This window comes from Bradyrhizobium frederickii, assembly GCF_004570865.1.
GTDB classification, from domain to species: Bacteria; Pseudomonadota; Alphaproteobacteria; order Rhizobiales; family Xanthobacteraceae; genus Bradyrhizobium; species Bradyrhizobium frederickii.
Map to the genome: position 1 here is coordinate 560,133 of NZ_SPQS01000001.1, position 26,090 is coordinate 586,222.

The window sequence follows — 26,090 nt, forward strand, 5'->3', positions numbered from 1 at the left end:
GAACAAGGGGTTACTGATGCGCGCGTCCTATCTCTTCACCAGCGAGTCCGTGTCCGAGGGTCATCCGGACAAGGTCTGCGACCGCATTTCCGACGAGATCGTCGATCTGTTCTACCGCGAAGGGCCGAAGGCCGGCATCGACCCCTGGCAGATCCGCGCCGCCTGCGAGACGCTGGCCACCACCAACAAGGTGGTGATTGCCGGCGAGACCCGCGGTCCGAAGTCGGTGACCAACGAGCAGATCGAGGGCGTCGTCCGCGGCGCGATCAAGGACATCGGCTACGAGCAGGAAGGCTTCCACTGGAAGACCTGCGACATCGAGATCCTCCTGCATCCGCAGTCGGCCGACATCGCCCAGGGCGTCGATGCGCTGCAGCCGGGCGAGGTCAAGGAAGAGGGCGCGGGCGACCAGGGCATCATGTTCGGTTACGCCACCAACGAGACGCCCGATCTGATGCCGGCGCCGATCTTCTACGCCCACAAGATCCTCCGACTGATCTCCGAAGCCCGCCACTCCGGCAAGGAGAAGGTGCTCGGACCGGACTCCAAGAGCCAGGTCACCGTGCAATACGAGAACGGCAAGCCGGTCGCCGTGCGCGAGATCGTGGTCTCGCACCAGCATCTGGTTCCGGACCTCACCTCGAACCAGGTCCGCGAGATCGTCGAGCCCTATGTGCGCGAGGCGCTGCCGAAGGACTGGATCACCCCGAAGACGATCTGGCACATCAACCCGACCGGCAAGTTCTACATCGGCGGCCCCGATGGTGATTCCGGCCTGACCGGCCGCAAGATCATCGTCGACACCTATGGCGGTGCGGCCCCGCATGGCGGCGGCGCGTTCTCCGGCAAGGATCCGACCAAGGTCGACCGCTCGGCGGCTTATGCCGCGCGCTACGTCGCCAAGAACATCGTCGCCGCCGGGCTTGCCGACCGCTGCACGCTCCAGCTCGCCTACGCCATCGGCGTGGCGCGTCCGCTGTCGATCTACATCGACACCCATGGCACCGGCAAGGTGCCGGAGGAGCAGCTCGAGAAGGCCGCGGCGCAGGCGATGGATCTGACGCCCCGCGGCATCCGCACCCATCTCGACCTCAACCGCCCGATCTACGCGCGCACCTCGGCCTACGGCCATTTCGGCCGCACGCCGGACAACGAGGGCGGCTTCTCCTGGGAGAAGACCGACCTCGTCGAGCAGCTCAAGCGCGCGCTCTGACGCTCTTGCCCCGCCCCGCTTGCGGGGAGAGCATAGGCCGCCTTCGGCGGCCGTCACTTAAGAGACGCCGAAGCAAGGCTTCGGCTATGCGCGAAGCGGCGGGTGAGGGGGGGACTCTCCGCGAGCTCAGTGCTCGGATAGAGCCCCTCACCCCAGCCCTCTCCCGGTAAGAACGGGGAGAGGGAGAAATGGTGCCACAATGCGTTCAGCTTGCCTTGCTACTGACACGCCAGCCTCACTGATTAGGAAACAGACATGAACGCGAAGCCCGGCTTCACCGATTACATCGTCAAGGACATTTCGCTCGCCGATTTCGGCCGCAAGGAGCTCTCGCTGGCCGAGACCGAGATGCCCGGCCTGATGGCCACCCGCGAGGAGTACGGCCCGAAGCAGCCGCTGAAGGGCGCGCGGATCGCCGGCTCGCTGCACATGACGATCCAGACCGGCGTGCTGATCGAAACGCTGGCCGCGCTCGGCGCCGACATCCGCTGGGTCTCCTGCAACATCTACTCGACGCAGGACCACGCTGCCGCCGCGATCGCGGCCGCCGGCATTCCGGTCTTTGCCGTCAAGGGCGAGACGCTGACCGAGTACTGGGACTACACCGCGAAGCTGTTCGACTGGCACGGCGGCGGTCACCCGAACATGATCCTCGACGACGGCGGTGATGCCACCATGTACGTCCATCTCGGTCTGCGCGCCGAGAACGGCGACGCCGCCTTCCTCGACAAGCCCGGCTCCGAGGAAGAGGAAGTCTTCTTCGCGCTCTTGAAGAAGCAGCTCAAGGAGAAGCCGAAGGGTTACTTCGCCGCCATCGCCAACAGCATCAAGGGCGTGTCCGAGGAGACCACCACGGGCGTGCATCGTCTCTATGACATGCAGAAGGCGGGCACGCTGCTGTGGCCGGCCATCAACGTCAACGACAGCGTCACCAAGTCGAAGTTCGATAACCTCTATGGCTGCCGTGAATCGCTGGTCGACGGCATCCGCCGCGGCACCGACGTGATGCTGTCGGGCAAGGTCGCGATGGTCGCCGGCTTCGGCGACGTCGGCAAGGGCTCGGCCGCCTCGCTGCGCCAGGCCGGCTGCCGCGTCATGGTGTCGGAAGTCGACCCGATCTGCGCGCTGCAGGCCGCGATGGAAGGCTACGAGGTCGTGACCATGGAAGACGCCGCGCCCCGCGCCGACATCTTCGTCACCGCCACGGGCAACAAGGACATCATCACCATCGAGCACATGCGCGCGATGAAGGATCGCGCCATCGTCTGCAACATCGGTCACTTCGACAACGAGATCCAGATCGCGGCTCTCCGTAACCTGAAGTGGACCAACATCAAGCCGCAGGTCGACGAGATCGAATTCCCCGACAAGCACCGCATCATCATGCTGTCGGAGGGCCGCCTCGTGAACCTCGGCAACGCGATGGGCCATCCTTCCTTCGTGATGTCGGCGTCCTTCACCAACCAGACGCTGGCGCAGATCGAGCTGTTCGCCAACAACAAGGACGGCAAGTACGAGAAGAAGGTCTACGTGCTGCCGAAGACGCTCGACGAGAAGGTCGCCCGCCTGCACCTCGCCAAGATCGGCGTCAAGCTCACCGAGCTGCGCAAGGACCAGGCCGATTACATCGGCGTGAAGCAGGAAGGTCCGTACAAGTCGGATCATTACCGCTACTGAGCCGTACGCAGTTGCGACACAAAGGCCCCGGAGCGATCTGGGGCCTTTTTTTGTTGGGTCTGCCTGTGGTACGCTTTCAGGTAGAGCCGAAAAAAGCCTGCCACTTCCAGAGCCGGCGGCCGATTTCCCACGTTCATTGTCGGAAATGCATATGGAGGGAATGCGATGTCCAGCGAAGCCAATGTTCAGCTATTGAAGGAAGCCTATCGCCAGTGGAGCGACAGCAAGGGCCAAGACGTCGACTACTGGTTCGACAATGTCATCGGCCCGCAGATCGAGTTCGATTCGATTCCGCAGGGGAATGCGGCGGTGCCTTTTGCCACGCGTTATGACGACCGCAATGCACTGCGAGGCTATTTCGAGGGGCTGCTGGCTGACTGGAGCATGCAGTACTACACGATGAACGAATTCGTCGCGCAGGGCGACACCGTCGTCGCGCGCGGGGAGTGCGCATGGACCAACAAGAAGACCAACAAGGTCGCGAAGACGCCGAAGATCGATTACTGGCGCTTCAAGGACGGCAAGGCGGTCGAATTCCACGAGTATTTCGACACCGCCACGGTCTACGGCGCCACCGTCCCGTGATGGTTGCAATTCGGCGCGGCCCTGCCATGCTGCGGCGAGGGAGAGCGCCATGACGGAAGCGAAAGAACATTTCGACGTCCTCATCGTCGGTGCCGGACTATCGGGCATCGGCGCGGGCTATCATTTGCAGACCAGGTGTCCGACCAAGAGCTACGTCATCCTGGAGGGGCGCGATTGCATCGGCGGCACCTGGGACCTGTTCCGCTATCCCGGCATCCGCTCCGACAGCGACATGTTCACGCTCGGCTATTCGTTCAAGCCATGGACCGACCCGAAGGCGATCGCCGACGGGCCGCAAATCCTGAACTATGTGCTCGAAACAGCCAGCGAGAACGGCATCGACAAACACATCCGCTTCCGCCATCGCGTCCAGCGCGCCTCTTGGTCGACGAGCGAGGCACGCTGGACCCTCGAGGCCGAGCGCATCACGGGGGAGGGCGCGAGCGAGCTGGTTCGCTTTACCTGCAATTTCCTCTTCATGTGCTCGGGCTATTACAAATACGAGGCGGGCTATACGCCGGAGTTCAAGGGCGCTGCGGATTTCGCCGGCCGCATCGTGCATCCGCAGAAATGGACCGAGGACATCGACTATGCGGGAAAGCGCGTCGTCGTGATCGGCTCGGGCGCGACCGCGGTCACGCTGGTGCCGGAGCTCGCCAAGAAGGCGGCGCAGGTCACCATGCTGCAGCGCTCGCCGACCTATGTGGTATCGCGGCCGGCGCAGGATCCCGTCGCCAACAAGTTGCGCCGCAATCTGCCGGCGCAGCTGGCCTATCATTTGATCCGCTGGCGCAACGTGATGTGGGGGATGTTCTTCTTCCAGCTCAGCCGGCGCAAGCCTGCCAAGGTCAAGGACCTCATTCTCAAGGGCGTGCGAATGGCGCTCGGCCCCGACTACGACGTCGCAACCCATTTCACCCCGCGCTACAATCCCTGGGACCAGCGGCTGTGCCTGGTGCCGGACGGCGACCTCTTCAAGGCGATCCGTGAGCAGCGCGCCAGCGTCGTTACCAACGAGATCGACACGTTCACGCAGGACGGCATCCGCCTGAAGGACGGAAGCGAGCTTGCGGCCGACATCATCGTGACGGCGACCGGATTGGTGCTCCAGGTCGTCGGCGGCCTCGAGGTCAGTGTCGACGGCCGCGCCGTCGATTTTGCCAATACGCTGACCTACAAGGGCATGATGTATGCCGATGTGCCCAACATGGCCTCGGCCTTCGGTTACACCAACGCGTCCTGGACGCTGAAATGCGATCTCACCTGCGAATATGTCTGCCGTCTCATCAACTACATGGACCGGCACAATTTCCGTCAATGCGTGCCGCACAACGACGATTCGACGATCACAGCGCAGCCGTCGCTGGATTTCACCTCGGGCTATGTGCAGCGCTCGGTGGCCAAGATGCCGAAGCAGGGCTCGAAGCGGCCGTGGCGGCTGTACCAGAACTACGCGCTGGACATCGTCTCCCTGCGCTTTGGCCGGATCGATGACGGTGTGATGCGCTATTCCTGACGGCGCCTCCGCAATGCGGTTTCGGCCGGCTCACGACGTCCTGCTTCGTGTCTGCGTCGGTCCTGTCGACCTCCTACGCGCAATGACGGTCGGATCATCCTGTCTGGGCAGTGCGGCGGCGTCGGGATTCCTGCACCGGCAGGCCGCCCCAGCCCCAATTGGCGGTGTCGACTTCCTCGATCACGACGAAGGTGGACTCGAGCGGCTTGCCGAGCACGTCGAGCAGGAGCTGGCTCGAACCCTTGATCAGTGCGGCCTTCTCCTCCGCCGTGAGCGACGCCGCTCCCGGCGTCGTTCCCTCGCGGGTCACTTGAATGGTGACGATGGGCATCGTGCTTCTCCGCGCTCAGTGGCCGGCGCTCTGCCCACCGTCGACATGCAGGATCTCGCCGGTCACGAAGGAGGCCCCCTCGAGATAGAGCACTGCATCGACGATGTCGGACATCTCGCCCATGTGACCGATCGGGTGCAGCGCACCGAGTTGCGCATGCGTCGCGATCGGGTGCATCGGCGACTTGATGACGCCGGGCGACACCGCGTTCACACGGATGCCGCGCTTGGCGTATTCGATCGCGAGCGACCTGGTCGCGGCGTTGAGGCCGCCCTTGCTCAGCGAGGCCAGCACCGATGGAACGTTCGAATTGGCCTGATCGACCAGCGTGGTCGTGATCTGGACGACATGGCCGGACCCCTGCTTCTCCATCTCGGCGATGGCGAGCTGGGTGATGTTGAAAAAGCCCGCGACGTTGGTGCCCATCACCGCCGCATAGTCTTCGGCCGTGTACTGGGTGAACGGCTTTGCGACGAAGATGCCGGCATTGTTGACCAGCGTGTCGACACGGCCGAAGCGGGCGACGGCCTGGGAGACCACGCGCTCGGCAGTGGCCCGGTCGGCGATGTCGCCGGGAACGGCGACGACGTCATCGTCGCCCGACGGCTTGATGGAGCGGGCCGTGGCGACGACGCGATAATTGCGATCGCGAAAACCCTTAACCAGGGCGGCGCCGATGCCCTGCGATGCACCGGTGACGATGGCGACCTTCTGCTCGATACCCATGATGGGCTCCTGTTGTTTGCCTTAAGAATCTGTGCCAGCAGCGGCTGGCTTGCGTGCTGAGGTACGCTGCGGCGGGCCGGTCGCGAAGCTCCGCTGTCCGGCAGACACTCTTTCGCCGCGCGAACGAATGCGGGGTCGGCGCCCCGGCGGTAGTTGTCGAGCTTGCGGCGAGCGCCTAGCCTGCGAGTGGAAGCGCAGGGGGCGACGGGAAGGGAATGGATCGTCTGGATGCGATGAAAGTGTTCGTCCTGGCGGTGGACGAGGGCAGCTTGGCTGCCGCCGGGCGCAAGCTCGGCCGCTCGCCGGCAGCGGTGAGCCGGGCCATCGCGTTTCTGGAAGAACGCGTCGGCGCCGAACTGCTGCACCGGACCACACGCGCGATCAAGCTGAGCGAGGAGGGGGAACGCTATGCCGCGATCTGCCGCCGTGTGCTCGCCGAGCTCCAGGAAGCCGACGACATCGCGGCTGGACCGCGCACGGCGCCGCGCGGCCTGCTCACGATCACGGCTCCCGTGGTCTCCGGGGAGATGGTCTTGCGGCCGATCCTCGATGCGTTCCTCGATGCTTATCCGACCGTGTCGGCCAAGCTGCTGTTGTTCGATCGCGCGGTCAACCTGATCGAGGAGGGCATCGATATCGCGCTTCGCATCGGTCCCCTCGCGGATTCAGCGATGATCGCGATGCGGGTCGGCGAGATCAGCCGCGTCGTCGTGGCAGCGCCACGTTATCTCAAGCAGCATCCACGCATTACCGAGCCCGGCGATCTCGCCAAGCATCAGATCGTGGCGATGGCGCACCTTCCCAATTCCTGGACCTTTGCGCCGCAGGCTGGCGCGTCAGTGCCGCGCACGGTTCAGTTCACGCCTCGGCTTGTCGTCAACAGCACCTATGCGGCGGTAGCCTCCGCGGTCGCTGGGCGCGGCGTCGCGCGGATGTATTCCTATCAGGTGGCCGAGCAGGTCGCCCGCGGCGAGCTTGAGATTGTACTGGCCAGCGAGGAGGACCCGGAGATGCCCGCGCATTTGATCTGCCCGCAGGGCCGGCTCTCGGTGCCGAAGGTGCGGGCCTTCACCGACTTCGCGGTGCCCCGGCTGAAGAAGCAGTTTGCGCTGCTGAAGAAGAGCGTCAAGGCGCGTTGAGCTGCTTCGCGCCCCCCGCAATGCGTCGTTTTGCGTATACGGCGGCCCGGCTGAATCGGCGAGGGTTCCAAAACGGTTAACGCCGATTTAACGGTTGAGTCCTAGCCTGTCTCGGCCGGGGTTACTCGAAGGCCGAGGTGAGCCCAATGGAAGCCCAGAGAATCGCCGTCGATGCCGTCGTCGCGCTGACCGATTGCGACCGCGACGCCGTCATCGCCTTCATCCGCCGTCTCTATCTGGCCGGCGTCACCGACCCCAAGCGCCTGACCTTCAAGGGTCTCCAGGCGCTGTCCAGGGCATGATTTGGCCCGATTGACCGCCGCCAGGTTCCCTCGTCTGCTCTCTCCAGTGTGAACGCAACCCAGCGGTGAGTATCTTGTCGCGCCCGGTCGCCCGGAGTAGATGACGTCCCCGGCTGGGTTCACTGGGGAACGGGGAGATGTTGAAACAGCTTTTTGCGCCGCAACTTGTCATTCTTTATGTGCTGGCGGCCTCGACGATTTACGTTCACTTCCGCGGCAAACAGCGGCTGCGCTTTGCGCGCCAGCTCGGCGATCACTCGACCTATCTGGCACCTTACAATGTGCTGATGTATGCGGGCTCGGCGGTGCCGAACAAGCCGGTGATCTCGGTCGAGCAGTTTCCGGAGCTGAGGCCGCTGAGCGAGAACTGGGAGACCATCCGCGACGAGGCCGTGCGCCTGTTCGACGAAGGTTTTATCCGCGCCGCGGCGAAGAATAACGATTGGGGATTCTACTCGTTCTTCAAGAGCGGTTGGAAACGGTTTTACCTGAAATGGTATGACGACTTCCTGCCCTCGGCGAACACGCTGTGCCCGAAGACGGTTGAGCTGCTCAAGTCGATCCCGAGCGTGCACGGCGCGATGTTCGCGATGTTGCCGCCGGGCGGCAAGCTGGGCGCGCACCGAGATCCCTTCGCGGGCTCGCTGCGCTATCACCTCGGCCTGGTCACGCCGAACTCGAACAAGTGCCGGATCCTGGTCGATGGCGTCGAATGCGTCTGGCGCGACGGCGAGGCCTTCATGTTCGACGAGACCTTCATCCACAGCGCCGAGAATGCGACCGACGTCAATCGCATCATCCTGTTCTGCGACGTCGAGCGCCCGATGAAGTTCGGCTTCATGACCGCAATCAACCGCTGGGTCAGCCATCACATCGTCAAGGCGTCGGCGACCCAGAATGTCGACGGCGAGAATGTCGGCGTGCTCAACAAGGTGTTCGGCAAGCTCTACGAGATCCATCTCGCCAGCCGCAAGGTCAAGGAGTGGAACCGCAACGTCTACTACACGCTGAAATACTCTCTGACGGCGCTGGTTCTCGGTCTCATCGTGTATTCGGCACTGAATTGAAGCGACGCGTGGGGCGGATCGGCGAAGCTTGGTTCGCCCTTGCGTCATGCCGGTATGTGGGCTGCTTTCGTCCCGCCCAGCCACGATCGGCCGATCCCGGTCGGCATCGGCTAGCGGTGGTGCTTGTGCCCTGTGGAGCTATCGGGACGCTGGTAGCCCCGTAACTCTGCATACCGCTGCATCTGGCTTTGATTGAGCAAGGCAGCGGTCGATAGATGATATTTGAGATGGCTCTCGCGGAGCTGCCCCTGCGTTTCGGCAATGGCCCCGATGCTCGTCTTGAGCGCTTCCGGCGTGACCGCACGGGAAGAGAAAAGGTCTTCCAGCGCTCGCTCTTGTTCGACGAGCTTGTGACCCAGCGGAACGGTTTCCTGTTTCATGGCATCGAACAGTCGCCGGACCTCGACGCGTTGATCGGCCGTCAAGTCGAGGCTGTCGCCGAGTTCGAGTACGTGGCTGGGACCGGGATATCCATTGAGCTCCGCAGCAAGAGCCAGGCCCATACCGCGTCCGGCGCGGAGATCGTCGATCTGCTGCTGTGACAGCGCCTTGATGGGGCGCCCTTCGAGGCCGGCATAGGGGCGGCTGGACTGGGCGCCGGCGGCGCTGCTGGTGAGAAGGAGAGAGGCGGCAAGCAGAAGGAGGCGGTTCATGAATCTGGCTCCATCAAATCGAGCCAGCCGACGCATCGGACCCGGCTGCGACGCTACCCTTATCGCGATCGAGGTGATCTCGGGTTTCAAATCTTGCTGGATAGTCCGCCGCATGGCAACAAACATTGCCGCGATTGAGTTGCCCAATGTGGAGCTGGTGATGGCCTCCTTGCCGACCGCGAATACCGAGATCATGCAGTTCTTCCGCGATTGGCTGGAAACCTTCGCGGGCCATGTCCGGGACGTCGACTACGCCTCGGCGCGGTCGCTCTTTCACCCCAACGTGCTGGCCTTCGGGACCCATAACGATGTCATCCCCGGTCTCGATCAGTGGGTCTCGACGCAATGGGACAATGTCTGGCCGAAAACGACCGACTTCCGTTTCGTGCTCGATCAGACCTCAATCCTGGCATCGTCCGACGGCACGATGGCAACGGTGATCGCGCCGTGGACGAGCACGGGCTATCGTCAAGATGGCAGCCCATTTGCGCGGCCCGGCCGAGCGACGATGGTGTTTTCAAGACATGGCGACGGCTGGCTGTGCGTGCATTCGCACATGTCGCTCAATCGCGGTGTGCCGCAGACAAGCCACGCCAATCGGCCGGTGAAGGCCTGGTAGCCTGGAGGGGGATTAGCGAAGCGCAATCCACCATCTTGCCGCAGCAAAGACGATGGTGGATTACGCTTTCGCCAATCACCCTACGATTCCAGCCTATTCCGGCTGGCCGATGCTCACCTTCAGCGTGCCGACACCGTCGACGCCGCATTCGAGCTTGTCGCCGGGTTGGAGCTGGGACACGCCGGCCGGGGTGCCGGTCATGATGATGTCGCCGGCGGCGAGCTTTACCTGCTGCGAGAGCTGCCAGATGATCTCGGGCACGTTCCAGATCAGCTCGGTGAGGTCGCCCTTCTGGGCTTCCTTGCCGTTGACCGTGAGCCAGATCTTGCCTTTGGCGGGATGGCCGATCTTCGAGGCTGGCTGAATCGCGGAGCAGGGCGCCGAATAGTCGAACGACTTGCCGATCTCCCAGGGACGTTCCTTCTTGCGCGAGGCGAGCTGGAGGTCGCGGCGGGTGAGGTCGATGCCGACAGCGTAGCCGTAGACGTGATCGAGTGCCTTGTCGGCCGGGATGTTGAGGCCGCCGCTCTTCATCGCCACGATCAGCTCGACCTCGTGATGCAGGTCCTTGGTCAGCGGCGGATAGGGAATCGTGGCGCCGTCGGGCACCAGCATGTCGGCGTGCTTGGCGAAGAAGAACGGCGGGGCGCGCTCGTCATTACCCATCTCGCGGATGTGCTCGAGATAGTTGCGGCCGACGCACCAGATGCGGCGAACCGGATATCGGCCGCTTTCCCCGACAACGGGAAGCGAAGCCTGGGGCGGAAGCGGGATGACGTAGGAGGCGGCGTTCATGAAGCGGTCTCGCTGCTCTTGAGGTGGAACGAACTCTATGCGGTTGCGCTGATCGGCGCCAGGGCGGCGTCGTGGTGGTGTTGCAGGCGGAAGAACGAGGCGTAGCGGCCGCCGCGGCGGAGCAACTCGTCATGCCGGCCCTGCTCGACGATCTCGCCACCCTCGACCACCAGAATGCTATCTGCGTGCATGATGGTGTGCAGACGGTGGGCGATCACGATGGTGGTGCGGTTTCGGCAGAGATGCTCGATCGCCTCCTGCACCTGCCGCTCGGACTCCGAATCGAGCGCCGCCGTGGCCTCGTCCAAGAGGATGACCGGCGCGTTCTTGACCAGCGCGCGCGCCACCGCAATGCGCTGGCGCTGGCCGCCGGACAGCTGCGTGCCGTGCTCGCCGACCGGGGTGTCGTAGCCGAGCGGGAAGCCCATGATGAAATCATGCGCGCAGGCCGCCTTCGCCGCCTCGATGATCTCGTCCTCGCTCGCGCCCTGTTTGCCGAAGGCGATGTTGCTCCGGATGGTGTCGCGGAACAGATAGACGTCCTGGCCGACATAGGCGGTCTGCGAGCGCAGCGATTTGCGCGAGACCGCGCCGATCGACTGGCCGTCGATCACGATGTCGCCCTGCGTCACCTCATGGAAGCGCAGCAGCAGCGCCAGCACGGTCGATTTGCCACCGCCGGAGGGGCCGACCAGCGCGGTGACCTTGCCGGGTTCGGCGACGAAGCTCATGCGGTTGAGCACGGTCTCGCCGGTGCGGTAGGCGAAGCTGACGTCACGCAGCTCGATCCGCGCGTCGGTGAGCTTCAACGCCGGCTTGTCGTCGTCGGAGCGCTCGCTGGCCGGGCTGTCGACGACTTCGAGCAGCATGCGGGCGCCGACGAGCTGGCTGTTCAGATCGATGTTGAGCCGCGCCAGCCGCTTGGCCGGCTCGGTCGCCATCAGGAACGCGGTCATGAAGGAGAAGAACGCCCCCGGCGTGGCGTTGAGCGCGACCACGCTGTAGCCGCCGTACATCAGGCAGCCGGCGACCGCGAAGCCGCCGAGCATCTCCATCAGCGGGTTGGAGCGGTTGGCGACGCGCGCCATCTTGTTGGCGTTGCGCTCGACGATCGCGATGTTCTCGTCGATACGCTTCTGCATGGTCTCTTCCAGCGTGAACGCCTTGACCGTGCGGATGCCCTGCAGCGATTCCTGCATCGTCTCCATGATGTCGGCGGTGCCGGTGAACTGGTTGTAGGCGAGGCCTTTGATGCGCTTCACCAGCTTGCGCAGAACCAGCATCGCCGGCGGCACCGCGACGAGGCCGATGAACGACATCAGCGGATCCTGCCACACCATCACGCCGATCATGGCGAGCAGCATCAACAGGTCGCGGCCGATGGCGTTGACCAGCATGTTGAGCACGTCGGTGATCGACTTGGCGCCTGCCGTCAGCCGCGCCAGGAATTCGGAGGAATGGCGCTCGGAGAAGAAGCCGACGCTCTCGCGCATCAGTTTTGCGAAGAGCTGACGCTGGTTGGTGGCAAGGATCGCGTTCGAGATCTTGGTCAGGATCACCATGTGGCCGTAGGTCGCCACGCCCTTGATGAAGAGCAGGATCACCGTGAGCCCCGAGAACATCGCGATGCCGGGGATGTTCCTGTCGACATAGGCCTGGTTGATGACTTGGCCGAGCACGTAGGTCGCGCACGCGGTCGCGGCTGCGGCCACCGCCATCAGCGCGAAAGCAGCGAGGTAGCGCCGCCAGTAGACGATCCCCTGTTCCGTGACCAGGCGGCGCACCAGGGCCATTGCCGCATAGGGATCGTCGGTGATTTTCTTTGGAAACTGGGCCATCCGGTGTCCATTGACGGCGCAGGACAAAGCCTGCCCGCGCGTCAGGGATCGATGGGCCTCTGTGCCCGCTCAAGCGGGGTTTTTCAAGCCCAATTAAGGGCTTGCGCTTGGGATGATTCTAGGCCGAGGCGGCGTGGCGAAGCTCGCCATGGCGCTCGCGGAACAGCTTGTCCTCCCATGCCAGAGCGTGGGCCGCGATGGTCTCGAGGTCCTCGTATTGCGGCTTCCAGTCCAACAGTCCGCGGATGCGGCTGGTGTCGGCGACCATGGTCATGATGTCGCCCGGCCGGCGCGGCGCGTATTGCACGGCAAAGCTGCGGCCCGACACGCGCCGCACGGCGTCGATGGTCTCCAGCACCGAATAGCCGCGGCCGTAGCCGCAATTCAGCGTCGTCGAGGCACCGCCATTGCGCAGATATGCGAGGGCCGAACGATGCGCCTGCGAGAGGTCCGTGACGTGGATGAAGTCGCGAATGCAGCTGCCGTCGGGGGTCGGATAGTCGGTGCCGAACACGTCGATCTTGGCGCGCTGGCCGGTCGCGGCTTCCACCGCGATCTTGAGCAGATGCGTGGCGCCGACGGTGGCGAGGCCGATGCGGGCCTGCGGATCGGCGCCGGCGACGTTGAAATAGCGCAGGGTCACGTATTGCATGCCGTAGGCGGCGGCGACGTCGTGCAGCATGATCTCGGCCATCAGCTTCGACGAGCCGTAGGGCGACAGCGGCCGCGTCGGCGCGTGCTCGGGCACCGGGACCTGGTCCGGATTGCCATAGACGGCGGCGGTCGAGGAGAAGATGAAGCGATTGATGCCGCGCTTGACCGCTACGTTGAGCAGGTTGCGCGCGGTCATGAAATTGTTGCGGTAATAGCCGAGCGGATCGCGCATCGAGTCCGGGACGACGACGGAGCCGGCGAAATGGATGATGCTCTCGATGTCGTGCTGGGCGATCACGCCCTCGAGCAGGTTCTCGTCGCCGGCATCGCCGATGAACAGCGGCACGCCCTCAGGCAGATAGGCGGAGAAACCGGTCGAGAGATCGTCGATCACCACGACGTCCTCGCCGGCTTCCGCCAGCGCGAGCACCGTGTGACTTCCGATATAGCCGGCGCCGCCGGTGACTAGCACGGTCATGATCTCACCCGTCTTCGATCAACGCTGCAAGCTAACGTCTGCGTGGTGAAGAGGGGGTATCGGCGCGGCCGAACTGGTCACTATGCTTAATGTTGCGTATAGGGGGCCGGTCAAACGGAGCGTGACGTGGCCGATTCCCCCGGCGATCTCGAAGTGATCGTGCCAAATCTGCACAGGCGCTATTCCGGGGTCACCGCGACCAACCGGATGGTGGCGCCGCGGCTGGCGAAGCTGTATCGCGCCGCCTGGTTCGGCTCCGACGCGCCGGCGGGGATTGCGCGCCTGGGCGTTGCCGATTTTCTCAAGCTGTGGCGCCGCAACGCGCCGCTGATCTGGCATGCGCGGCGCAACAACGAGATGATCGCCGGCGTCGTGCTGCGCGCGCTCGGTTGGCCCTTGAGGCTCGTGTTCACCTCGGCCGCGCAGCGGCATCATAGCTGGATCACGCGCTGGCTGATCCGGCGCATGGACGCGATCATCGCGACGAGTGACATCTCGGCCTCGTTCCTGAAAGTGAAGGCGACGGTGATCCCGCACGGCGTCGACACCGACGTTTACGCGCCGCCGACCGATCGTGCTGCGGCCTTCGCCGAAAGCGGTCTGCCGGGGCGCTACGCCATCGGCTGCTTCGGCCGCGTGCGTGCGCAGAAGGGCACCGACGTCTTCGTCGATGCGATGTGCCGCCTGTTGCCGCGCTATCCGGATTTCACCGCCGTCATCGTCGGTCAGGTCACGGCCGAGCAGACGCCCTTTGCCAACGATCTGAACAAGCGGATCGAGGCCGCCGGCCTGCAATCGCGCATCATCATCACCGGCGAGCTGCCGATCGAAGCAGTGCAGCGCTGGTACCAGCGGCTGACGATCTACGCCTTCACCTCACGCAACGAAGGGTTTGGCCTGACGCTGATCGAGGCGATGGCGGCGGGCAGCGCGCTCGTCGCCGCGCGCGCCGGCGCGGCCGAGCTCGTGGTGGAGGATGGTGTGAGCGGCGTGCTGGTCCCGACGGGAGATGCCGACGCGCTCGCTGCGGCGCTGGAGCCGCTGATGCGCGATGTGGCCGCTGCGGCAGCGATGGGCGAGCGGGGACGCCGGCGTGTGCTCGAGAAATTCAGCCTCGATGCCGAAGCGGCGCGGATCGGCGAGGTCTATCGGCCGCTGCTCTGACGTGCCGCTCTTGAGCCCACAAACCAATACCGCGAAAACAACCCCATGCACAGTAGACGAGGCCAGCGAAATCAACGACTTGGCGCCTGCGCAGCTTTGCGGATTTCGCGAATCTGGTTTGACACGTCGGGCAAAACACCGGCACGATGTCATCATCGGCACAGGCCTTGCCAGGCTCACGTCGTCGCCCGCGCCCCAGCCTCGCTCAACACCCGCTGCGCAATCGCCACCACATCGCTCGCCGCGATATTCCGCATACACCTGTGATCATTCATCTTGCAGATCGTGCTCTGGCAGGGCTGGCAGGACAGCACCTCCTTGTCCTGCACCACGGTGGCGGCAAGGCCGTTGAGGGGGGCCCAGAGATAGGGGCTGGTCGGGCCGAAGATGCCCATGGTGGGCGTGCCCAGGGCGGCCGCGATGTGCATCAGGCCGGAATCGTTGGAGACGGCGACGCCGGCGGCCGCCATGGCCAGCACGCCGTTGCGCAAGTCGTTGCCGGTGAGGTCCCGCACGCCAGAGCCGCCTGCCGCCACGATCTCCTGGGCGAGGCCCTTTTCCGCCGGGCCGCCGACCACCCAGACTTCCAGCCCGCGCTCGGCCAGCAGGCGGGCGGCCTCGGGATAGTACGTCCAGCGCTTTGAGACGCCCACGGAGCCGGGAGCGAGCGCTACCGCGGCTCCCGCGCCGAGGCCGTTGGCCTGCCGCCAGCGGACGATGTCCTCGGCCGGGACCCGCAATTGCGGCACCGGCCATTCCGGGGGCAGGGGGGCCCCGTCGGGCTGGGCCAGGGCGGCGTTCTTGTCGATGAAGCGGGGCAGCTTCCTTTCGCCCCAGCGCCAGCGGTTGATCAGGCCGAACCGGAACTCGCCGACGAAGCCGATCCGCTCAGGAATACCGGCGAGGGCAGGCGCGATGGCGGCCTTCCAGGTGCGCGGCAGCACCAGGGCAGTGCCGTAGTTCCGCTCGCGCAGCAGCTTCGCCAAGGCCAGCTGACGGCCCACGGCAAGCCGGCCTCGAGGCAGGTCCCAGACTATCCCCTCGCGCACGCCGGGCATGTAATCGACCAGGGGAGCGCAGAGCGGGGTGGTGAGGAGATCGACCGGCCGGTTTGGCCAGCGTTCCTTCAGGACCCGTACGACGGTGTGATTCCGGACGAAATCGCCGATCCACATGTAGGGAATGATCAGAATCGGGCGGGTATCGCTCCGATCTGGATCTCCACTAAGCTGTGAATTTTGGTTCATTCGTTGAAGAGGCCGCAATGATTTTGGCGGTTCCGTAGCCGCTCCCGGCCGGCAGGTAAAGCCGGCAAACCGCTCAATCCCAAAACCGCTTACACTTTAGCGGCTCATGCGCTACGGCAGGACCGGACCGCAAAAAACGGGCAGGGATTTCGGAATGTTGCTGGTGACCGGCGGGGCCGGTTTTATCGGGTCGAATGTCGTGGCCGCGCTCAATGACGCGGGCCGCAGCGACGTCGTGGTTTGTGATCTGCTCGGCACCGACGGCAAGTGGCGGAACCTGGCCAAGCGCCAGCTTGTGGATATCGTTCCGCCGGCGGAGCTGATGGACTGGCTGAAAGGCCGCAAGCTCGATGGTGTCGTCCATCTCGGGGCGATTTCCGCGACCACCGCGACCGACGGCGACCTGGTGTTCGAGACCAATTTCCGTCTGTCCATGCGCCTTCTCGACTGGTGCACGGCAAGCGCGGTGCCCTTCATCTACGCCTCCTCGGCGGCGACTTATGGCGACGGCGAAAGAGGTTTCGACGACGACCCCTCGATCCCCGCATTGAAGAAACTTCGGCCGATGAATCTCTACGGCTGGAGCAAGCACATGTTCGATCTTGCGGTCGCCGGGCGCGTGGCAAATGGCGATCCGCTCCCGCCGCAATGTGTCGGCCTGAAATTCTTCAACGTGTTCGGCCCCAACGAATACCACAAGGGCTCGATGATGAGCGTGCTGGCGCGCCGCTTCGACGACGTCAAGGCCGGCCGCGTCGTGCAATTGTTCAAATCGCATCGCGAGGGCATCGCCGACGGCGATCAGCGCCGCGATTTCATCTATGTCGATGACGTCGTGCGCGTGGTCATGTGGCTCTTGGCGACGCCGTCGGTGTCCGGACTGTTCAACGTCGGAACCGGCAAGGCGCGCAGCTTCAGGGACCTGATGCTGGCTGCCTATGCGGCGCTCGGCACCAAGCCCAACATCGAATATATCGACATGCCCGAGCAGATCCGCTCGGCCTATCAGTACTTCACCCAGAGCGAGGTCGATCGGCTCCACCGCGCCGGCTATAACGGCGGCTTCACGACGCTCGAGGACGCGGTGAAGGCCTATGTCGGGGATTACCTCGACCGGCCCGACCGCTTCCGCTGAGGCTCTTTGACCATGCCGACGCCCATTCTCGATTTCGACGCTCTCGCGCAAGCCATCTCAGGCCGCACGGTGCTGTGCATCGGCGATATCATGCTGGACGAGTTCGTCTATGGCGAGGTGTCGCGGATTTCGCCGGAGGCGCCGACCCCCGTCATCACGGCCCAGCGCAGCGAGTTCCATATCGGCGGCGCCGGCAACGTCGCGCGCAACGTCGCGTCTCTCGGCGCGCGCTGCATCTTCGTCGGCCTCGTCGGCGAGGACGATGCCGGCGTCCGGCTCAAGACGGCGCTGGACGAGTTCGCTGCAATCGAAAGCGTGCTGGTGTGCGATCCCTCGCGCCCGACCACGCGAAAAGTCCGCTTCGTCTCCGAACATTTTTCCACGCACATGCTGCGCGCGGATTGGGAGCAGGCGGCGCCCGTATCCGATGGGGTTGAGACCAAGCTGATCGAGGCGATCCTGCCGCAAATCGCGCGCGCCGACCTCGTGCTGCTTTCGGACTACGCCAAGGGCGTGTTGACGGCGCGCGTCATCCGCCACACCATCGACGCCGCGCGAAAGCTCGGCAAGCCCGTGATCGTCGATCCCAAGAGCCTGAACTGGGCGATCTATCGCGGCGCCACGCTGCTCACGCCCAACCGCAAGGAATTTTCGGAAGCGACGCGCAGCCGCGCCGACACACCGCAGAGCATCGTCGATGCCAGCGAGGACGTGATGCGGCTCGCCGATTGCGAGGCGATTCTGGTCACCCAGGGCGAGCACGGCATGACGCTGGTGCCGCGCGGCGGCGAGGCCGTTCACGTTCCGGCTTTCCCGGTGAAAGTGCGCGACGTCTCCGGTGCCGGTGACACCGTCGCTGCCGCGCTCGCGGTGTCGCTTGCGGCCGGCGCGGACTGGGACACGGCATTGCGCATGGCCAACGCCGCGGCCGCCGTCGCTGTCGGCAAGCAGGGCACCGCCAGCGTAAGCGCGGCCGAGCTGCGCCGGAAGATCCTGCCGCATGCCAGTCTCGCGGCCGAGGAGAAGATCGTGCTCGATCCGGCCGCGCTCGACGCCCAGCTCGGCGAATGGAGGAGGCAGGGCCAGCGAGTCGGCTTCACCAACGGCTGTTTCGACATCCTGCATCCCGGCCACGTCAAGGTGCTGACTGCGGCGCGCGCCGCCTGCGACCGCCTGATCGTGGGCCTCAACAGCGACGCCTCGGTGCGGCGGCTCAAGGGCGCGGAGCGGCCGGTCCAGGACGAGCGCGCGCGAGCCGAGGTGCTCGCCGCGCTGGAGGCCGTCGATCTCATCGTCATCTTCGAGGAAGACACGCCGATCGACCTGATCAGGCGGATCAAGCCCGGCGTGCTGGTGAAGGGCGGCGACTACACCCGCGAGCAGGTGGTGGGCCACGAGGTCGTCGAGCAAGCGGGCGGGGTGGTCGTGCTGGTCGACATCCTCCAGGGCTTCAGCACGACGGCGCTGGTGCATCGCGCCCGGGGAGGGGGCAAGTGACGGTGCTCGCACGCGAGACGACCGGCGAAATGGTGCTTCGCCGCCTGCGCAGCCCGGCCGCCTGGCGCGAGACGGTCGATATCTTCGCGGTCCTGACCGCGGCCTCGCTGCCTTGGTCGACCTCGCTTGCGGGGATCTTCAACGCGCTGATGCTGCTCTGCATGGTGCCGTTCCTCGACGTCCGCGCGTTCCTGCAATCCTTGAAGCGTCCGATCTGTGCGGCCCCGATCGCACTGGTGCTGCTGGCGCTGGTGGGAACACTCTGGTCGGACGCGACCTGGGGTGCGCGCTTCTATGCGGTCAATCCGACCGTGAAGCTGCTCATGCTGCCGCTGCTGCTCTATCATTTCGAGCGATCGCCGCGCGGGCACTGGATCTTCATCGCCTTTCTGGTGTCCTGCGCTTTGTTGTCGGTGATGTCCTGGCTGGTCGCCTTCTACCCGAACCTCGCGCTCAAGACCGATCCGCCCGAGCGCGGCGTCTTCGTCAAGAACTACATCGACCAGAGCCAGGAATTCGCGCTCTGCGCGGTGGCGCTGGCCTATCCAATCGTGACGTTGCTGCGGGAGAAACGCTACTGGCTCGCCGGACTGCTGACGGCGCTGGCGCTGAGCTTCTTCGTCAATATGACCTTCGTGGTGGTGTCGCGTACCGCGCTCGTCACCATCCCGATCATGCTCGGCGTGTTCGCGCTGCTCCACCTCAAATGGCGCAGCATCGCGATCATCTCCGCCGCCCTGCTCGCCGGCGCCGTTCTGGCCTGGCAGGCCTCCCCGCAATTGCGCCATACTGCCGAGCGGTTTACCGGCGACTACGCCGGTTATGTGGAAAGGGGCGAGGCGACCTCCATGGGCCTGCGGCTCGAATTCTGGCGGAAGTCGCTGAGCTTCTTGGCGGAGGCGCCTATCATGGGACACGGCACCGGCTCGACGCGCGGATTGTTCGAACGCGCCGCGGCGCCCGCCGGTCAGAACCGGGCGTCGGCCGAGGTGATCGGCAATCCCCACAACCAGACACTCAACGTTGCCGTGCAATGGGGCGCGATCGGCATCCTCATTCTCTACGCGATCTGGATCCTGCATCTGCTGTTGTTTCGCGGCGACGGGCTCGCCAACTGGATCGGGCTCCTGGTGGTGGTGCAGAACGTCTTCACCTCGCTGTTCAACTCCCATCTGTTCGACTTCCATGAGGGCTGGATGTACGTCATCGGCGTCGGCGTGGCCGGCGGCATGGTGATCCGGGCGCAACGGGGCCGGGCGAAGATGGGGGAAGCCGGTTCCTGAGCGGCCGCGCGGCTGGCAAGTCTGGTCCAGATGGGCTATCAGCGCGGACAGGTTGCATCTAACTGGATTTTCATCGGTCGGCGGATGACGCGTCTCTCGCATCTCACCTCGCGCAATTTCCTGATCGCGCTCCACGATTTGCTGGCGACGACGGCGGCGCTTTTTGCCGCCTTTTACGTGCGATTCGAGGGCGGCGACGACTTCTTCGACCGTCTGCCGCTGCTGTTCCAGATCCTGCCCTATTTTCTGGCCTTCAGCGTGGTCGTGTTCTTCGTCTTGAACCTGACCACGACGAAATGGCGCTTCATCTCGCTGCCTGACGCGCTGAACATCATTCGCGCGGCGACCGTGCTGACGGTTGGGCTGCTCGTGCTCGACTACATCTTCGTTGCCCCCAACGTTCGCGGCGCCTTCTTCCTCGGCAAGGTGACGATCATTCTCTACTGGTTCCTGGAGATCGCCTTCCTCAGCGCGCTGCGCATGACCTATCGCTATTTCCGCTATACGCGGGTGCGGCGTCATGCGCGGACCGGTGAGGCCGCACCGACGCTGCTGATCGGCCGCGCCGCGGACGCGGAGGTGCTTCTGCGCGGCATCGAGAGCGGGGCGATCAAGCGCATCTGGCCGGTCGGCGTCTTATCGCCGTCGTTTGCGGACCGGGGCCAGTTCATCCGCAACCTGCCGGTGCTGGGCGGCATCGACGATGTCGAGGACGTCATTGCGGACTTCGCCAAACGCAACAAGCCGATCGCCCGCCTCGTGATGACGCCGTCGGCGTTCGAGCCGGAGGCGCATCCGGAATCGGTCCTGATGCGTGCACGCAAGTTGGGTGTGATCGTCAACCGGATGCCCTCGCTCGAGAGTGGCGATACGCCGCGGCTCACCGCCGTCGCGGTCGAAGATCTCCTGCTGCGGCCGAGCGAGGCGATCGACTATGAGCGCCTGGAGGCCCTGATCAGCGGCAAGGCGGTGATCGTCACCGGCGGCGGCGGCTCGATCGGTTCCGAGATCTGCGAGCGCGTCGTCGCCTTCGGCGCCGCGCGGCTCCTGATCGTCGAAAACTCCGAGCCGGCGCTCTACGCGATCACGGAACGGCTCGCTGCGCGTGGTGCGGCAGCCGAGATCGAGGGGCGGATCGCCGACATTCGCGATCGCGAGCGCATCATGCGCCTGATGGCCGAGTTCAAGCCGGACATCGTGTTCCATGCCGCCGCGCTCAAGCACGTGCCGATCCTCGAGCGCGACTGGAGCGAGGGCGTCAAGACCAATATCTTCGGCTCGATCAATGTCGCCGATGCCGCGCACAGCGCCGGCGCCGAAGCCATGGTGATGATCTCGACCGACAAGGCGATCGAGCCGGTGTCGATGCTCGGTCTGACCAAGCGTTTCGCCGAGATGTACTGCCAGGCGCTCGATCGCGATCTCGCTGCAGCAAGCGGCAGTGGCAGGCCGAAGATGCGATTGATCTCGGTCCGGTTCGGCAACGTGCTGGCGTCGAACGGCTCGGTGGTGCCGAAGTTCAAGGCCCAGATCGAGGCCGGCGGCCCCGTGACAGTGACGCATCCCGACATGGTCCGCTACTTCATGACCATCCGCGAGGCCTGCGATCTCGTCATCACCGCGGCCACGCACGCGCTCGGCGCGCAGCGTCCCGACGTCTCGGTCTACGTGCTCAATATGGGCCAGCCGGTGAAGATCGTCGATCTCGCCGAGCGCATGATCCGTCTCTCCGGATTGCAGCCCGGCTACGACATCGAGATCGTGTTCACGGGCATGCGGCCGGGCGAACGCCTGTATGAGATCCTGTTCGCCTCCGAGGAGCCGACCCGCGAGATCGGCATTGCCGGCATCATGGCCGCACAGCCGAACGAGCCGCCGATGCAGACGCTGCGCAAATGGATCAGCGCGCTGGAGCAGGCCGTCGCGCGCGAGGACCGCGCCACCATCAGGACCATCCTGAAGGATGCGGTGCCCGAATTCGGGTCGACGGCGGCCTGACCATGCCGGTCGATGGGTTGCGCGCTGTTCTGCCGGAGCAACGATGAGCGAGACAAAGCCGGTCGCGCTGGTGACGGGAGCGAGCGGCTTCGTCGGTCGTCACGTCGTGCGCGCATTGACACGCGAGGGCTGGTCGGTCCGCCGCGCGGTGCGCAGCTCGCAAGGGGCGGACGACGAGGTCGTGATCGACTCGATCGGCCCCGAAACCGATTGGCAGGGGGCGCTTGAAGGCGTCGACGCCGTCCTCCATCTCGCCGCACGCGTGCATCGCAAGAACGACGAGCACGCGGCCGAACTTTACCGCAAGGTCAATGTCGAGGGCACGCTGCGCCTGGCGCGCTACGCAGCGACGGCCGGCGTGCGTCATTTCATCTTCATCAGCACCGTTCTGGTGCACGGCCGCAGCAATGACGGCCGCGCGCCGTTCTGCGAGAGCGATTTGCCGACGCCGCGTGGCCTCTACGGCACATCCAAGGCCGCGGCCGAGGCGGGCTTGAGCACGCTGGCCCGCGACGTCGACATGAAGATCTCGGTGATCAGGCCGCCGCTGATCTACGGCGCGCACGCCAAGGGCAATTTCCCGCTGCTGGCGCGCGCGGTCAGGCTGGGGCTGCCGCTGCCCTTTGCGGCGATCCGCAATCGCCGCAGCTTTCTTGCCGTGCAGAACCTGTCGTCATTCATCCTGCATCGGCTGCGCCATCCTGACGCGGTGAGCAATTTCGAGATCTTCCTGCTGGCCGACCGGGAGCGGGTCTCGACGCCTGAATTCATCGCGTGCCTGGCGCGCGCCTCCGGCAGGACTGCCCGGCTGTTCAGCATCCCGCCGAACCTGCTCGGCATGGTCCTGCGCGTGATGGGCCGTCAGGAGATGCAGGACGGGCTGATCGGCTCGCTCGAGCTCGACATCTCGAAGGCGATCGCGACCGGATGGCAGCCGCAGGTCTCCCTCGACGAGGGGGTGCGGCTGGCGCTGTCGGATCAGGATGCCTGAGTGCGGGAAAAGCGCCGCAGCACGAAACCAACGGCGACCGCGCCTGTGACCAGGGACGCGACAATGATCGTCGTCGAGCCGGCGCGAACGGTGACGATGGCAAGTAACGCCAGTACGAGATTGAGCGCGAACACCTCGCCGATCACCCGCGGGACCGTGAACCCGTTGTCGGTTGCGCGTTGATAGAAGTGGGTGCGGTGCGCCGACCAGAACGGCTCGCGCCTGACGATGCGCCGAAGCAGCGTGATGGTGGAATCCGCAAGGTAATAGGCCGGCAGCAGCAGCGCCGCGGCGGGTTGGCCGTGCCAGGCGAGCTCCAGCAGGCACCAGCCGAGCAACAGGCCGATCGGCAGGCTGCCGACATCGCCGAGAAAGACTTTTGCAGCCGGACGGTTGAACGGCGCAAAGCCGAGCATGGCCCCGCACAGTGCGGTGGCGAGCAGTCCGGCGGACGGCGACAGGTCGCCAAACCATCCGAGCAGCCCGAGCGCGGCGGTGACCGGCACCACCTCCGCCACCGTCATCAGGTCGAGGCCGTCCATGAAGTTGACGAGGTTCACGAACCAGATTCCGGCGAGCAGGATGAGGCCGCGCTCCAGCGCGAACGGCAGCGCCGGCACGATGCGCGCGCCCTCCGGCGCCGTGAAGACGACGGCGGCCACGGCTGCCGCCTGCAACACGAGGCGGAGGAGGACGGGGAGGGGCCTGATGTCGTCGACGAGCCCGACCACGGCGATGAGGACGGCCGAGCCGATCAGAGCCAGCGGAATCGCGCCGTGAGTCCAGGCCGCAGCCACCAGCAGGGTCGCCGCGATCACCGCGATGCCCGCGCCCTGCGGCGTCGGAATCTTGTGGGACGAGCGTGCGTTGGGACGCGCCAGCGCGTAACGCTGCAGCAGCGGCATGCTCTGCCAGGTGATGCAGGCGCAGATCAGTGCGGCGAGCGCGGCCGGCGCAAGCGCGAACAGCATGAGTCCGGCCGCAAGGTCCGGGCCCGAGGCGAGCGTCGTCACTCCGGCACCCCGATCGGAGCGGCCCCTTGCGCGGCCTTTTCCGCGCTGAGGATCCAGACCAGGCCGCCGACCGCGCCGACGATGAAGAACACGGCGCCGTACAGCAGCGAGATGTTGACGCCCTCGTTGGCGGCAAGTCCGGCGAAGCCGAACGCCAGGCCCATCGTGGCCTCACGCACGCCCCAGCCGGCGATCGAGATCGGCATCATCGTGATCAGCATCACGGGCGGCACGAGCAGAAAGACGTCGCTGAAGCGAACCGGGGCTGCAATCGACTGCACCACGCACCAGGCGATGACGACGGCGAGCACGTGAACGAGGATCGACAGGATCGCGATCACCGGTCCGCGGCTGCGACTGAAGATCACGCGGTTGGCGATCACCGCGCAGGCGTGAAGATGATGCGTGGCCCACCAGGTCTTGAGCCACCGCCATTTCAGGGCGCCGAAGATCAGGAAGCCGACGCCGCCGCTGAGCGCCAGCAGGTCGATGAGCAGCAGCGCCGAGCGCCCGTGCGGATCGGTGATGAGGGTGTAGCTCCAGGGTAGGCTCGCGACGATGAGAACCGCGAGCGCGATCAGGCCGATCGCACGGTCGACGAAGATCGAGTAGGTGGCTGCACGCCAGCCGGCGCCGGCGCGCGCGACGAGCCACAGCCGGACCGCGTCGCCGCCGATCGCCGACGGCAGGGTCTGGTTAAAGAAGGAGCCGATCACGTTGTAGCGCATGGCACGGCCGAGCTCGAGCGGCGCGCCGCAGACGGCACTGATCTGGCGCCAGCGCAGCACGCCGACGAAGATCTGCAGAAACGTGACCGCGATCGCCACGCCGATCCAGAGCAGGCTGGTCGCGGTGAAACGCGAAAACAGTTCGGATAGATCGACCTTGCGCAGCGCCAGATAGAGCAGCGCCGCGGAAGTCACGATTTTGGCCGCAGAAAGCAGGATTCGGCGCATTTCGCCCGCATGAACAGGGTTTGCGAAGATTTGAGGCAACCCGACGCGAGGCGCCGAATTCGGCCGCTTTGGTATGGTTTTGGCGCCGATCTTGCAATAGCCCTCGTTCAATTGCCCTCGTTAAGGACGCTGAGAGGAGTCCTCATGAAGCGCTGCGGGCCTATTGCGAGCCGATCGAGCTGGCGGCTAAACAGGGCCGGCTTGGATCCCCAGGGAACAGGATGACAGATCAGGCGATTTTGGTTACCGGCGCGGCCGGCTTCATCGGCTTTCACGTCGCCCGCCAGCTCCTGGGCGAAGGCCGGTCTGTCGTCGGGCTCGACAATCTCAACACTTATTACGATCCGGCGCTGAAGAAGGCGCGACTTGCGCTGCTCAGGGGCGAGCCCCGCTTCTCTTTCGTCGAGGCCGATCTCGCCGACCGCGAGACGATGGCCGCGCTGTTTGCGCAACATCGTTTTGCCAAAGTCGTGCATTTGGCGGCGCAGGCCGGCGTGCGCTACTCGATCGAGCAGCCGCACGCCTATGCCGAGTCCAATCTCGTCGGATTTCTCAACGTGCTCGAGGGCTGCCGCAACAACGGCTGCCGTCATCTCGTCTACGCCTCGTCATCCTCCGTTTACGGCGCCAACACAAAAATGCCATTTGCGGTTGCGGACCGCACCGATCATCCGGTGAGCTTTTATGCCGCGACCAAGAAGGCGAACGAGGTGATGGCGCAGTCCTACAGCCATCTCTATCGCCTGCCGGTCACGGGCCTGCGCTTCTTTACCATCTACGGGCCATGGGGACGGCCCGACATGGCCATGTTTCTGTTCGTGAACGCCATCATGGCCGGCAAGCCGATCCGGCTCTTCAACCACGGCAGGATGCGTCGCGACTTCACCTATATCGATGACGTGACCCGTGTCGTATCCAGGCTGATCGATCTTGTGCCGGCAGAGGATCCTTCTGCCGCAAATGCGCCGTTTAAGCTCTACAATGTCGGCAATCACCATCCGGAGGAACTGATGCACGTCGTCGGTCTTCTGGAGCGGGAGCTGGGCCGGACGGCAATCAAAGAATTGCTGCCGATGCAGCCGGGAGATGTGCTGGAAACGTTCGCGGATGTCGAGGATTTGATGCGCGACACCGGCTTTGCACCGTCAACGCCGATCGAGCATGGGGTCCACAATTTTGTCACCTGGTATCGGGACTACTTCAAGGTTTGAGA

General features: G+C 64.9%; 24 protein-coding genes. 15 read left to right on the forward strand and 9 right to left on the reverse strand.

Features of this window, described 5'->3' with window-relative positions:
* Positions 1-16 precede the first annotated feature (16 nt).
* The 4 genes from metK to E4K64_RS02590 all read left to right on the forward strand — a co-directional run bounded on the left by metK (position 17) and on the right by E4K64_RS02590 (position 4,991).
* Entirely contained in the window at positions 17-1,213 is a 1,197-nt protein-coding gene (metK, locus tag E4K64_RS02575) for a methionine adenosyltransferase (protein WP_028137567.1), read from the forward strand.
* A 255-nt stretch (positions 1,214-1,468) separates the two neighbouring features.
* Positions 1,469-2,890, forward strand: a complete 1,422-nt coding sequence (ahcY, locus tag E4K64_RS02580; protein WP_135162009.1) for an adenosylhomocysteinase — start codon at positions 1,469-1,471, stop codon at positions 2,888-2,890.
* A gap of 165 nt (positions 2,891-3,055) precedes the next feature.
* Positions 3,056-3,475, forward strand: a complete 420-nt coding sequence (locus E4K64_RS02585; RefSeq protein WP_135162010.1) for a nuclear transport factor 2 family protein — start codon at positions 3,056-3,058, stop codon at positions 3,473-3,475.
* Positions 3,476-3,524: 49 nt separating this feature from the next.
* On the forward strand, positions 3,525-4,991 hold the full coding sequence (locus E4K64_RS02590; protein WP_135162011.1) for a flavin-containing monooxygenase: 1,467 nt from the start codon (positions 3,525-3,527) through the stop codon (positions 4,989-4,991).
* A gap of 94 nt (positions 4,992-5,085) precedes the next feature.
* Here the strand turns inward: E4K64_RS02590 and E4K64_RS02595 are convergent, their stop codons facing one another.
* A complete protein-coding gene (locus tag E4K64_RS02595; RefSeq protein ID WP_135162012.1) occupies positions 5,086-5,322 on the reverse strand; it encodes a tautomerase family protein in 237 nt (78 codons plus the stop codon).
* 15 nt (positions 5,323-5,337) lie between these two features.
* Positions 5,338-6,048 carry an SDR family NAD(P)-dependent oxidoreductase gene (locus tag E4K64_RS02600; protein ID WP_135162013.1) on the reverse strand — a complete coding sequence of 237 codons (711 nt, stop codon included), beginning with the start codon at positions 6,046-6,048 and terminating at the stop codon, positions 5,338-5,340.
* 215 nt (positions 6,049-6,263) lie between these two features.
* Between E4K64_RS02600 and E4K64_RS02605 the strand changes: the two genes are divergently transcribed.
* The 3 genes from E4K64_RS02605 (at position 6,264) to E4K64_RS02610 (ending at position 8,556) form a co-directional block, all read left to right on the forward strand.
* The gene (locus E4K64_RS02605; protein ID WP_135162014.1) at positions 6,264-7,187 is read left to right on the forward strand and encodes a LysR family transcriptional regulator; all 924 of its coding nucleotides are present in this window, start codon (positions 6,264-6,266) and stop codon (positions 7,185-7,187) included.
* Positions 7,188-7,333: 146 nt separating this feature from the next.
* Positions 7,334-7,489, forward strand: coding sequence for a hypothetical protein (locus E4K64_RS40160; RefSeq protein ID WP_007612486.1), 156 nt, complete (start codon positions 7,334-7,336; stop codon positions 7,487-7,489).
* A gap of 137 nt (positions 7,490-7,626) precedes the next feature.
* A complete protein-coding gene (locus tag E4K64_RS02610; protein WP_135162015.1) occupies positions 7,627-8,556 on the forward strand; it encodes an aspartyl/asparaginyl beta-hydroxylase domain-containing protein in 930 nt (309 codons plus the stop codon).
* 110 nt (positions 8,557-8,666) lie between these two features.
* Here the strand turns inward: E4K64_RS02610 and E4K64_RS02615 are convergent, their stop codons facing one another.
* The gene (locus tag E4K64_RS02615) at positions 8,667-9,209 is read right to left on the reverse strand and encodes a Spy/CpxP family protein refolding chaperone (protein ID WP_135162016.1); all 543 of its coding nucleotides are present in this window, start codon (positions 9,207-9,209) and stop codon (positions 8,667-8,669) included.
* Positions 9,210-9,369: 160 nt separating this feature from the next.
* Between E4K64_RS02615 and E4K64_RS02620 the strand changes: the two genes are divergently transcribed.
* On the forward strand, positions 9,370-9,828 hold the full coding sequence (locus tag E4K64_RS02620; RefSeq protein WP_167771778.1) for a YybH family protein: 459 nt from the start codon (positions 9,370-9,372) through the stop codon (positions 9,826-9,828).
* A gap of 93 nt (positions 9,829-9,921) precedes the next feature.
* Here E4K64_RS02620 and E4K64_RS02625 read toward each other — a convergent pair whose 3' ends face one another.
* From E4K64_RS02625 to galE, 3 genes are all read right to left on the reverse strand, one after another.
* Complete coding sequence (locus E4K64_RS02625) at positions 9,922-10,623, reverse strand: fumarylacetoacetate hydrolase family protein (protein ID WP_126255770.1); 702 nt, start codon at positions 10,621-10,623, stop codon at positions 9,922-9,924.
* A gap of 35 nt (positions 10,624-10,658) precedes the next feature.
* A complete protein-coding gene (locus E4K64_RS02630; protein ID WP_135162017.1) occupies positions 10,659-12,461 on the reverse strand; it encodes an ABC transporter ATP-binding protein in 1,803 nt (600 codons plus the stop codon).
* A 118-nt stretch (positions 12,462-12,579) separates the two neighbouring features.
* Positions 12,580-13,593: a UDP-glucose 4-epimerase GalE gene (gene galE, locus E4K64_RS02635; protein WP_135162018.1), complete on the reverse strand. Its 1,014-nt coding sequence runs from the start codon at positions 13,591-13,593 to the stop codon at positions 12,580-12,582.
* Between the two features lie 126 nt (positions 13,594-13,719).
* On the opposite strand from galE, the gene E4K64_RS02640 reads away from it, so the two are divergent.
* Complete coding sequence (locus tag E4K64_RS02640) at positions 13,720-14,757, forward strand: glycosyltransferase family 4 protein (protein WP_135162019.1); 1,038 nt, start codon at positions 13,720-13,722, stop codon at positions 14,755-14,757.
* Positions 14,758-14,933: 176 nt separating this feature from the next.
* Here E4K64_RS02640 and waaF read toward each other — a convergent pair whose 3' ends face one another.
* Entirely contained in the window at positions 14,934-16,004 is a 1,071-nt protein-coding gene (waaF, locus tag E4K64_RS02645; RefSeq protein ID WP_135162020.1) for a lipopolysaccharide heptosyltransferase II, read from the reverse strand.
* A 154-nt stretch (positions 16,005-16,158) separates the two neighbouring features.
* Here waaF and rfaD point away from each other — a divergent pair, with 154 nt between their 5' ends.
* From rfaD to E4K64_RS02670, 5 genes are all read left to right on the forward strand, one after another.
* Complete coding sequence (gene rfaD / locus E4K64_RS02650; protein ID WP_135162021.1) at positions 16,159-17,139, forward strand: ADP-glyceromanno-heptose 6-epimerase; 981 nt, start codon at positions 16,159-16,161, stop codon at positions 17,137-17,139.
* Between the two features lie 12 nt (positions 17,140-17,151).
* Positions 17,152-18,636: a D-glycero-beta-D-manno-heptose-7-phosphate kinase gene (rfaE1, locus tag E4K64_RS02655; protein ID WP_135162022.1), complete on the forward strand. Its 1,485-nt coding sequence runs from the start codon at positions 17,152-17,154 to the stop codon at positions 18,634-18,636.
* Positions 18,633-19,919, forward strand: a complete 1,287-nt coding sequence (locus tag E4K64_RS02660) for an O-antigen ligase family protein (protein ID WP_135162023.1) — start codon at positions 18,633-18,635, stop codon at positions 19,917-19,919. The genes rfaE1 and E4K64_RS02660 overlap by 4 nt, the downstream gene beginning before the upstream one ends.
* A gap of 84 nt (positions 19,920-20,003) precedes the next feature.
* A complete protein-coding gene (locus E4K64_RS02665; RefSeq protein WP_167771766.1) occupies positions 20,004-21,917 on the forward strand; it encodes a nucleoside-diphosphate sugar epimerase/dehydratase in 1,914 nt (637 codons plus the stop codon).
* 43 nt (positions 21,918-21,960) lie between these two features.
* A complete protein-coding gene (locus tag E4K64_RS02670) occupies positions 21,961-22,908 on the forward strand; it encodes an NAD-dependent epimerase/dehydratase family protein (protein WP_135162025.1) in 948 nt (315 codons plus the stop codon).
* Here the strand turns inward: E4K64_RS02670 and E4K64_RS02675 are convergent.
* Both E4K64_RS02675 and E4K64_RS02680 read right to left on the reverse strand, forming a co-directional pair.
* Positions 22,896-23,879 carry an MraY family glycosyltransferase gene (locus tag E4K64_RS02675; protein WP_135162081.1) on the reverse strand — a complete coding sequence of 328 codons (984 nt, stop codon included), beginning with the start codon at positions 23,877-23,879 and terminating at the stop codon, positions 22,896-22,898. The two genes, E4K64_RS02670 and E4K64_RS02675, sit on opposite strands and share 13 nt — an antisense overlap.
* Before the next feature lie 38 nt (positions 23,880-23,917).
* Entirely contained in the window at positions 23,918-24,877 is a 960-nt protein-coding gene (locus E4K64_RS02680) for a lysylphosphatidylglycerol synthase transmembrane domain-containing protein (RefSeq protein WP_135162026.1), read from the reverse strand.
* Between the two features lie 221 nt (positions 24,878-25,098).
* Between E4K64_RS02680 and E4K64_RS02685 the strand changes: the two genes are divergently transcribed.
* On the forward strand, positions 25,099-26,088 hold the full coding sequence (locus E4K64_RS02685) for an NAD-dependent epimerase (protein ID WP_126255782.1): 990 nt from the start codon (positions 25,099-25,101) through the stop codon (positions 26,086-26,088).
* The last annotated feature ends 2 nt before the right edge of the window (positions 26,089-26,090 follow it).

Bases quoted from the DNA above. Each gene is read 5' to 3' on its own strand.
- E4K64_RS02675 (WP_135162081.1), bottom strand. From the start codon at position 23,879: ATGCTGTTCGCGCTTGCGCCGGCCGCGCTCGCCGCACTGATCTGCGCC.
- E4K64_RS02680 (WP_135162026.1), bottom strand. From the start codon at position 24,877: ATGCGCCGAATCCTGCTTTCTGCGGCCAAAATCGTGACTTCCGCGGCG.
- rfaE1 (WP_135162022.1), top strand. From the start codon at position 17,152: ATGCCGACGCCCATTCTCGATTTCGACGCTCTCGCGCAAGCCATCTCA.
- waaF (WP_135162020.1), bottom strand. From the start codon at position 16,004: ATGAACCAAAATTCACAGCTTAGTGGAGATCCAGATCGGAGCGATACC.
- E4K64_RS02600 (WP_135162013.1), bottom strand. From the start codon at position 6,048: ATGGGTATCGAGCAGAAGGTCGCCATCGTCACCGGTGCATCGCAGGGC.
- E4K64_RS02670 (WP_135162025.1), top strand. From the start codon at position 21,961: ATGAGCGAGACAAAGCCGGTCGCGCTGGTGACGGGAGCGAGCGGCTTC.
- E4K64_RS02615 (WP_135162016.1), bottom strand. From the start codon at position 9,209: ATGAACCGCCTCCTTCTGCTTGCCGCCTCTCTCCTTCTCACCAGCAGC.
- E4K64_RS02610 (WP_135162015.1), top strand. From the start codon at position 7,627: ATGTTGAAACAGCTTTTTGCGCCGCAACTTGTCATTCTTTATGTGCTG.
- rfaD (WP_135162021.1), top strand. From the start codon at position 16,159: ATGTTGCTGGTGACCGGCGGGGCCGGTTTTATCGGGTCGAATGTCGTG.
- E4K64_RS02605 (WP_135162014.1), top strand. From the start codon at position 6,264: ATGGATCGTCTGGATGCGATGAAAGTGTTCGTCCTGGCGGTGGACGAG.
- E4K64_RS02625 (WP_126255770.1), bottom strand. From the start codon at position 10,623: ATGAACGCCGCCTCCTACGTCATCCCGCTTCCGCCCCAGGCTTCGCTT.
- E4K64_RS40160 (WP_007612486.1), top strand. From the start codon at position 7,334: ATGGAAGCCCAGAGAATCGCCGTCGATGCCGTCGTCGCGCTGACCGAT.
- E4K64_RS02630 (WP_135162017.1), bottom strand. From the start codon at position 12,461: ATGGCCCAGTTTCCAAAGAAAATCACCGACGATCCCTATGCGGCAATG.
- E4K64_RS02620 (WP_167771778.1), top strand. From the start codon at position 9,370: ATGGCCTCCTTGCCGACCGCGAATACCGAGATCATGCAGTTCTTCCGC.
- E4K64_RS02665 (WP_167771766.1), top strand. From the start codon at position 20,004: ATGACGCGTCTCTCGCATCTCACCTCGCGCAATTTCCTGATCGCGCTC.
- metK (WP_028137567.1), top strand. From the start codon at position 17: ATGCGCGCGTCCTATCTCTTCACCAGCGAGTCCGTGTCCGAGGGTCAT.
- E4K64_RS02590 (WP_135162011.1), top strand. From the start codon at position 3,525: ATGACGGAAGCGAAAGAACATTTCGACGTCCTCATCGTCGGTGCCGGA.
- E4K64_RS02585 (WP_135162010.1), top strand. From the start codon at position 3,056: ATGTCCAGCGAAGCCAATGTTCAGCTATTGAAGGAAGCCTATCGCCAG.
- E4K64_RS02595 (WP_135162012.1), bottom strand. From the start codon at position 5,322: ATGCCCATCGTCACCATTCAAGTGACCCGCGAGGGAACGACGCCGGGA.
- ahcY (WP_135162009.1), top strand. From the start codon at position 1,469: ATGAACGCGAAGCCCGGCTTCACCGATTACATCGTCAAGGACATTTCG.
- galE (WP_135162018.1), bottom strand. From the start codon at position 13,593: ATGACCGTGCTAGTCACCGGCGGCGCCGGCTATATCGGAAGTCACACG.
- E4K64_RS02685 (WP_126255782.1), top strand. From the start codon at position 25,099: ATGACAGATCAGGCGATTTTGGTTACCGGCGCGGCCGGCTTCATCGGC.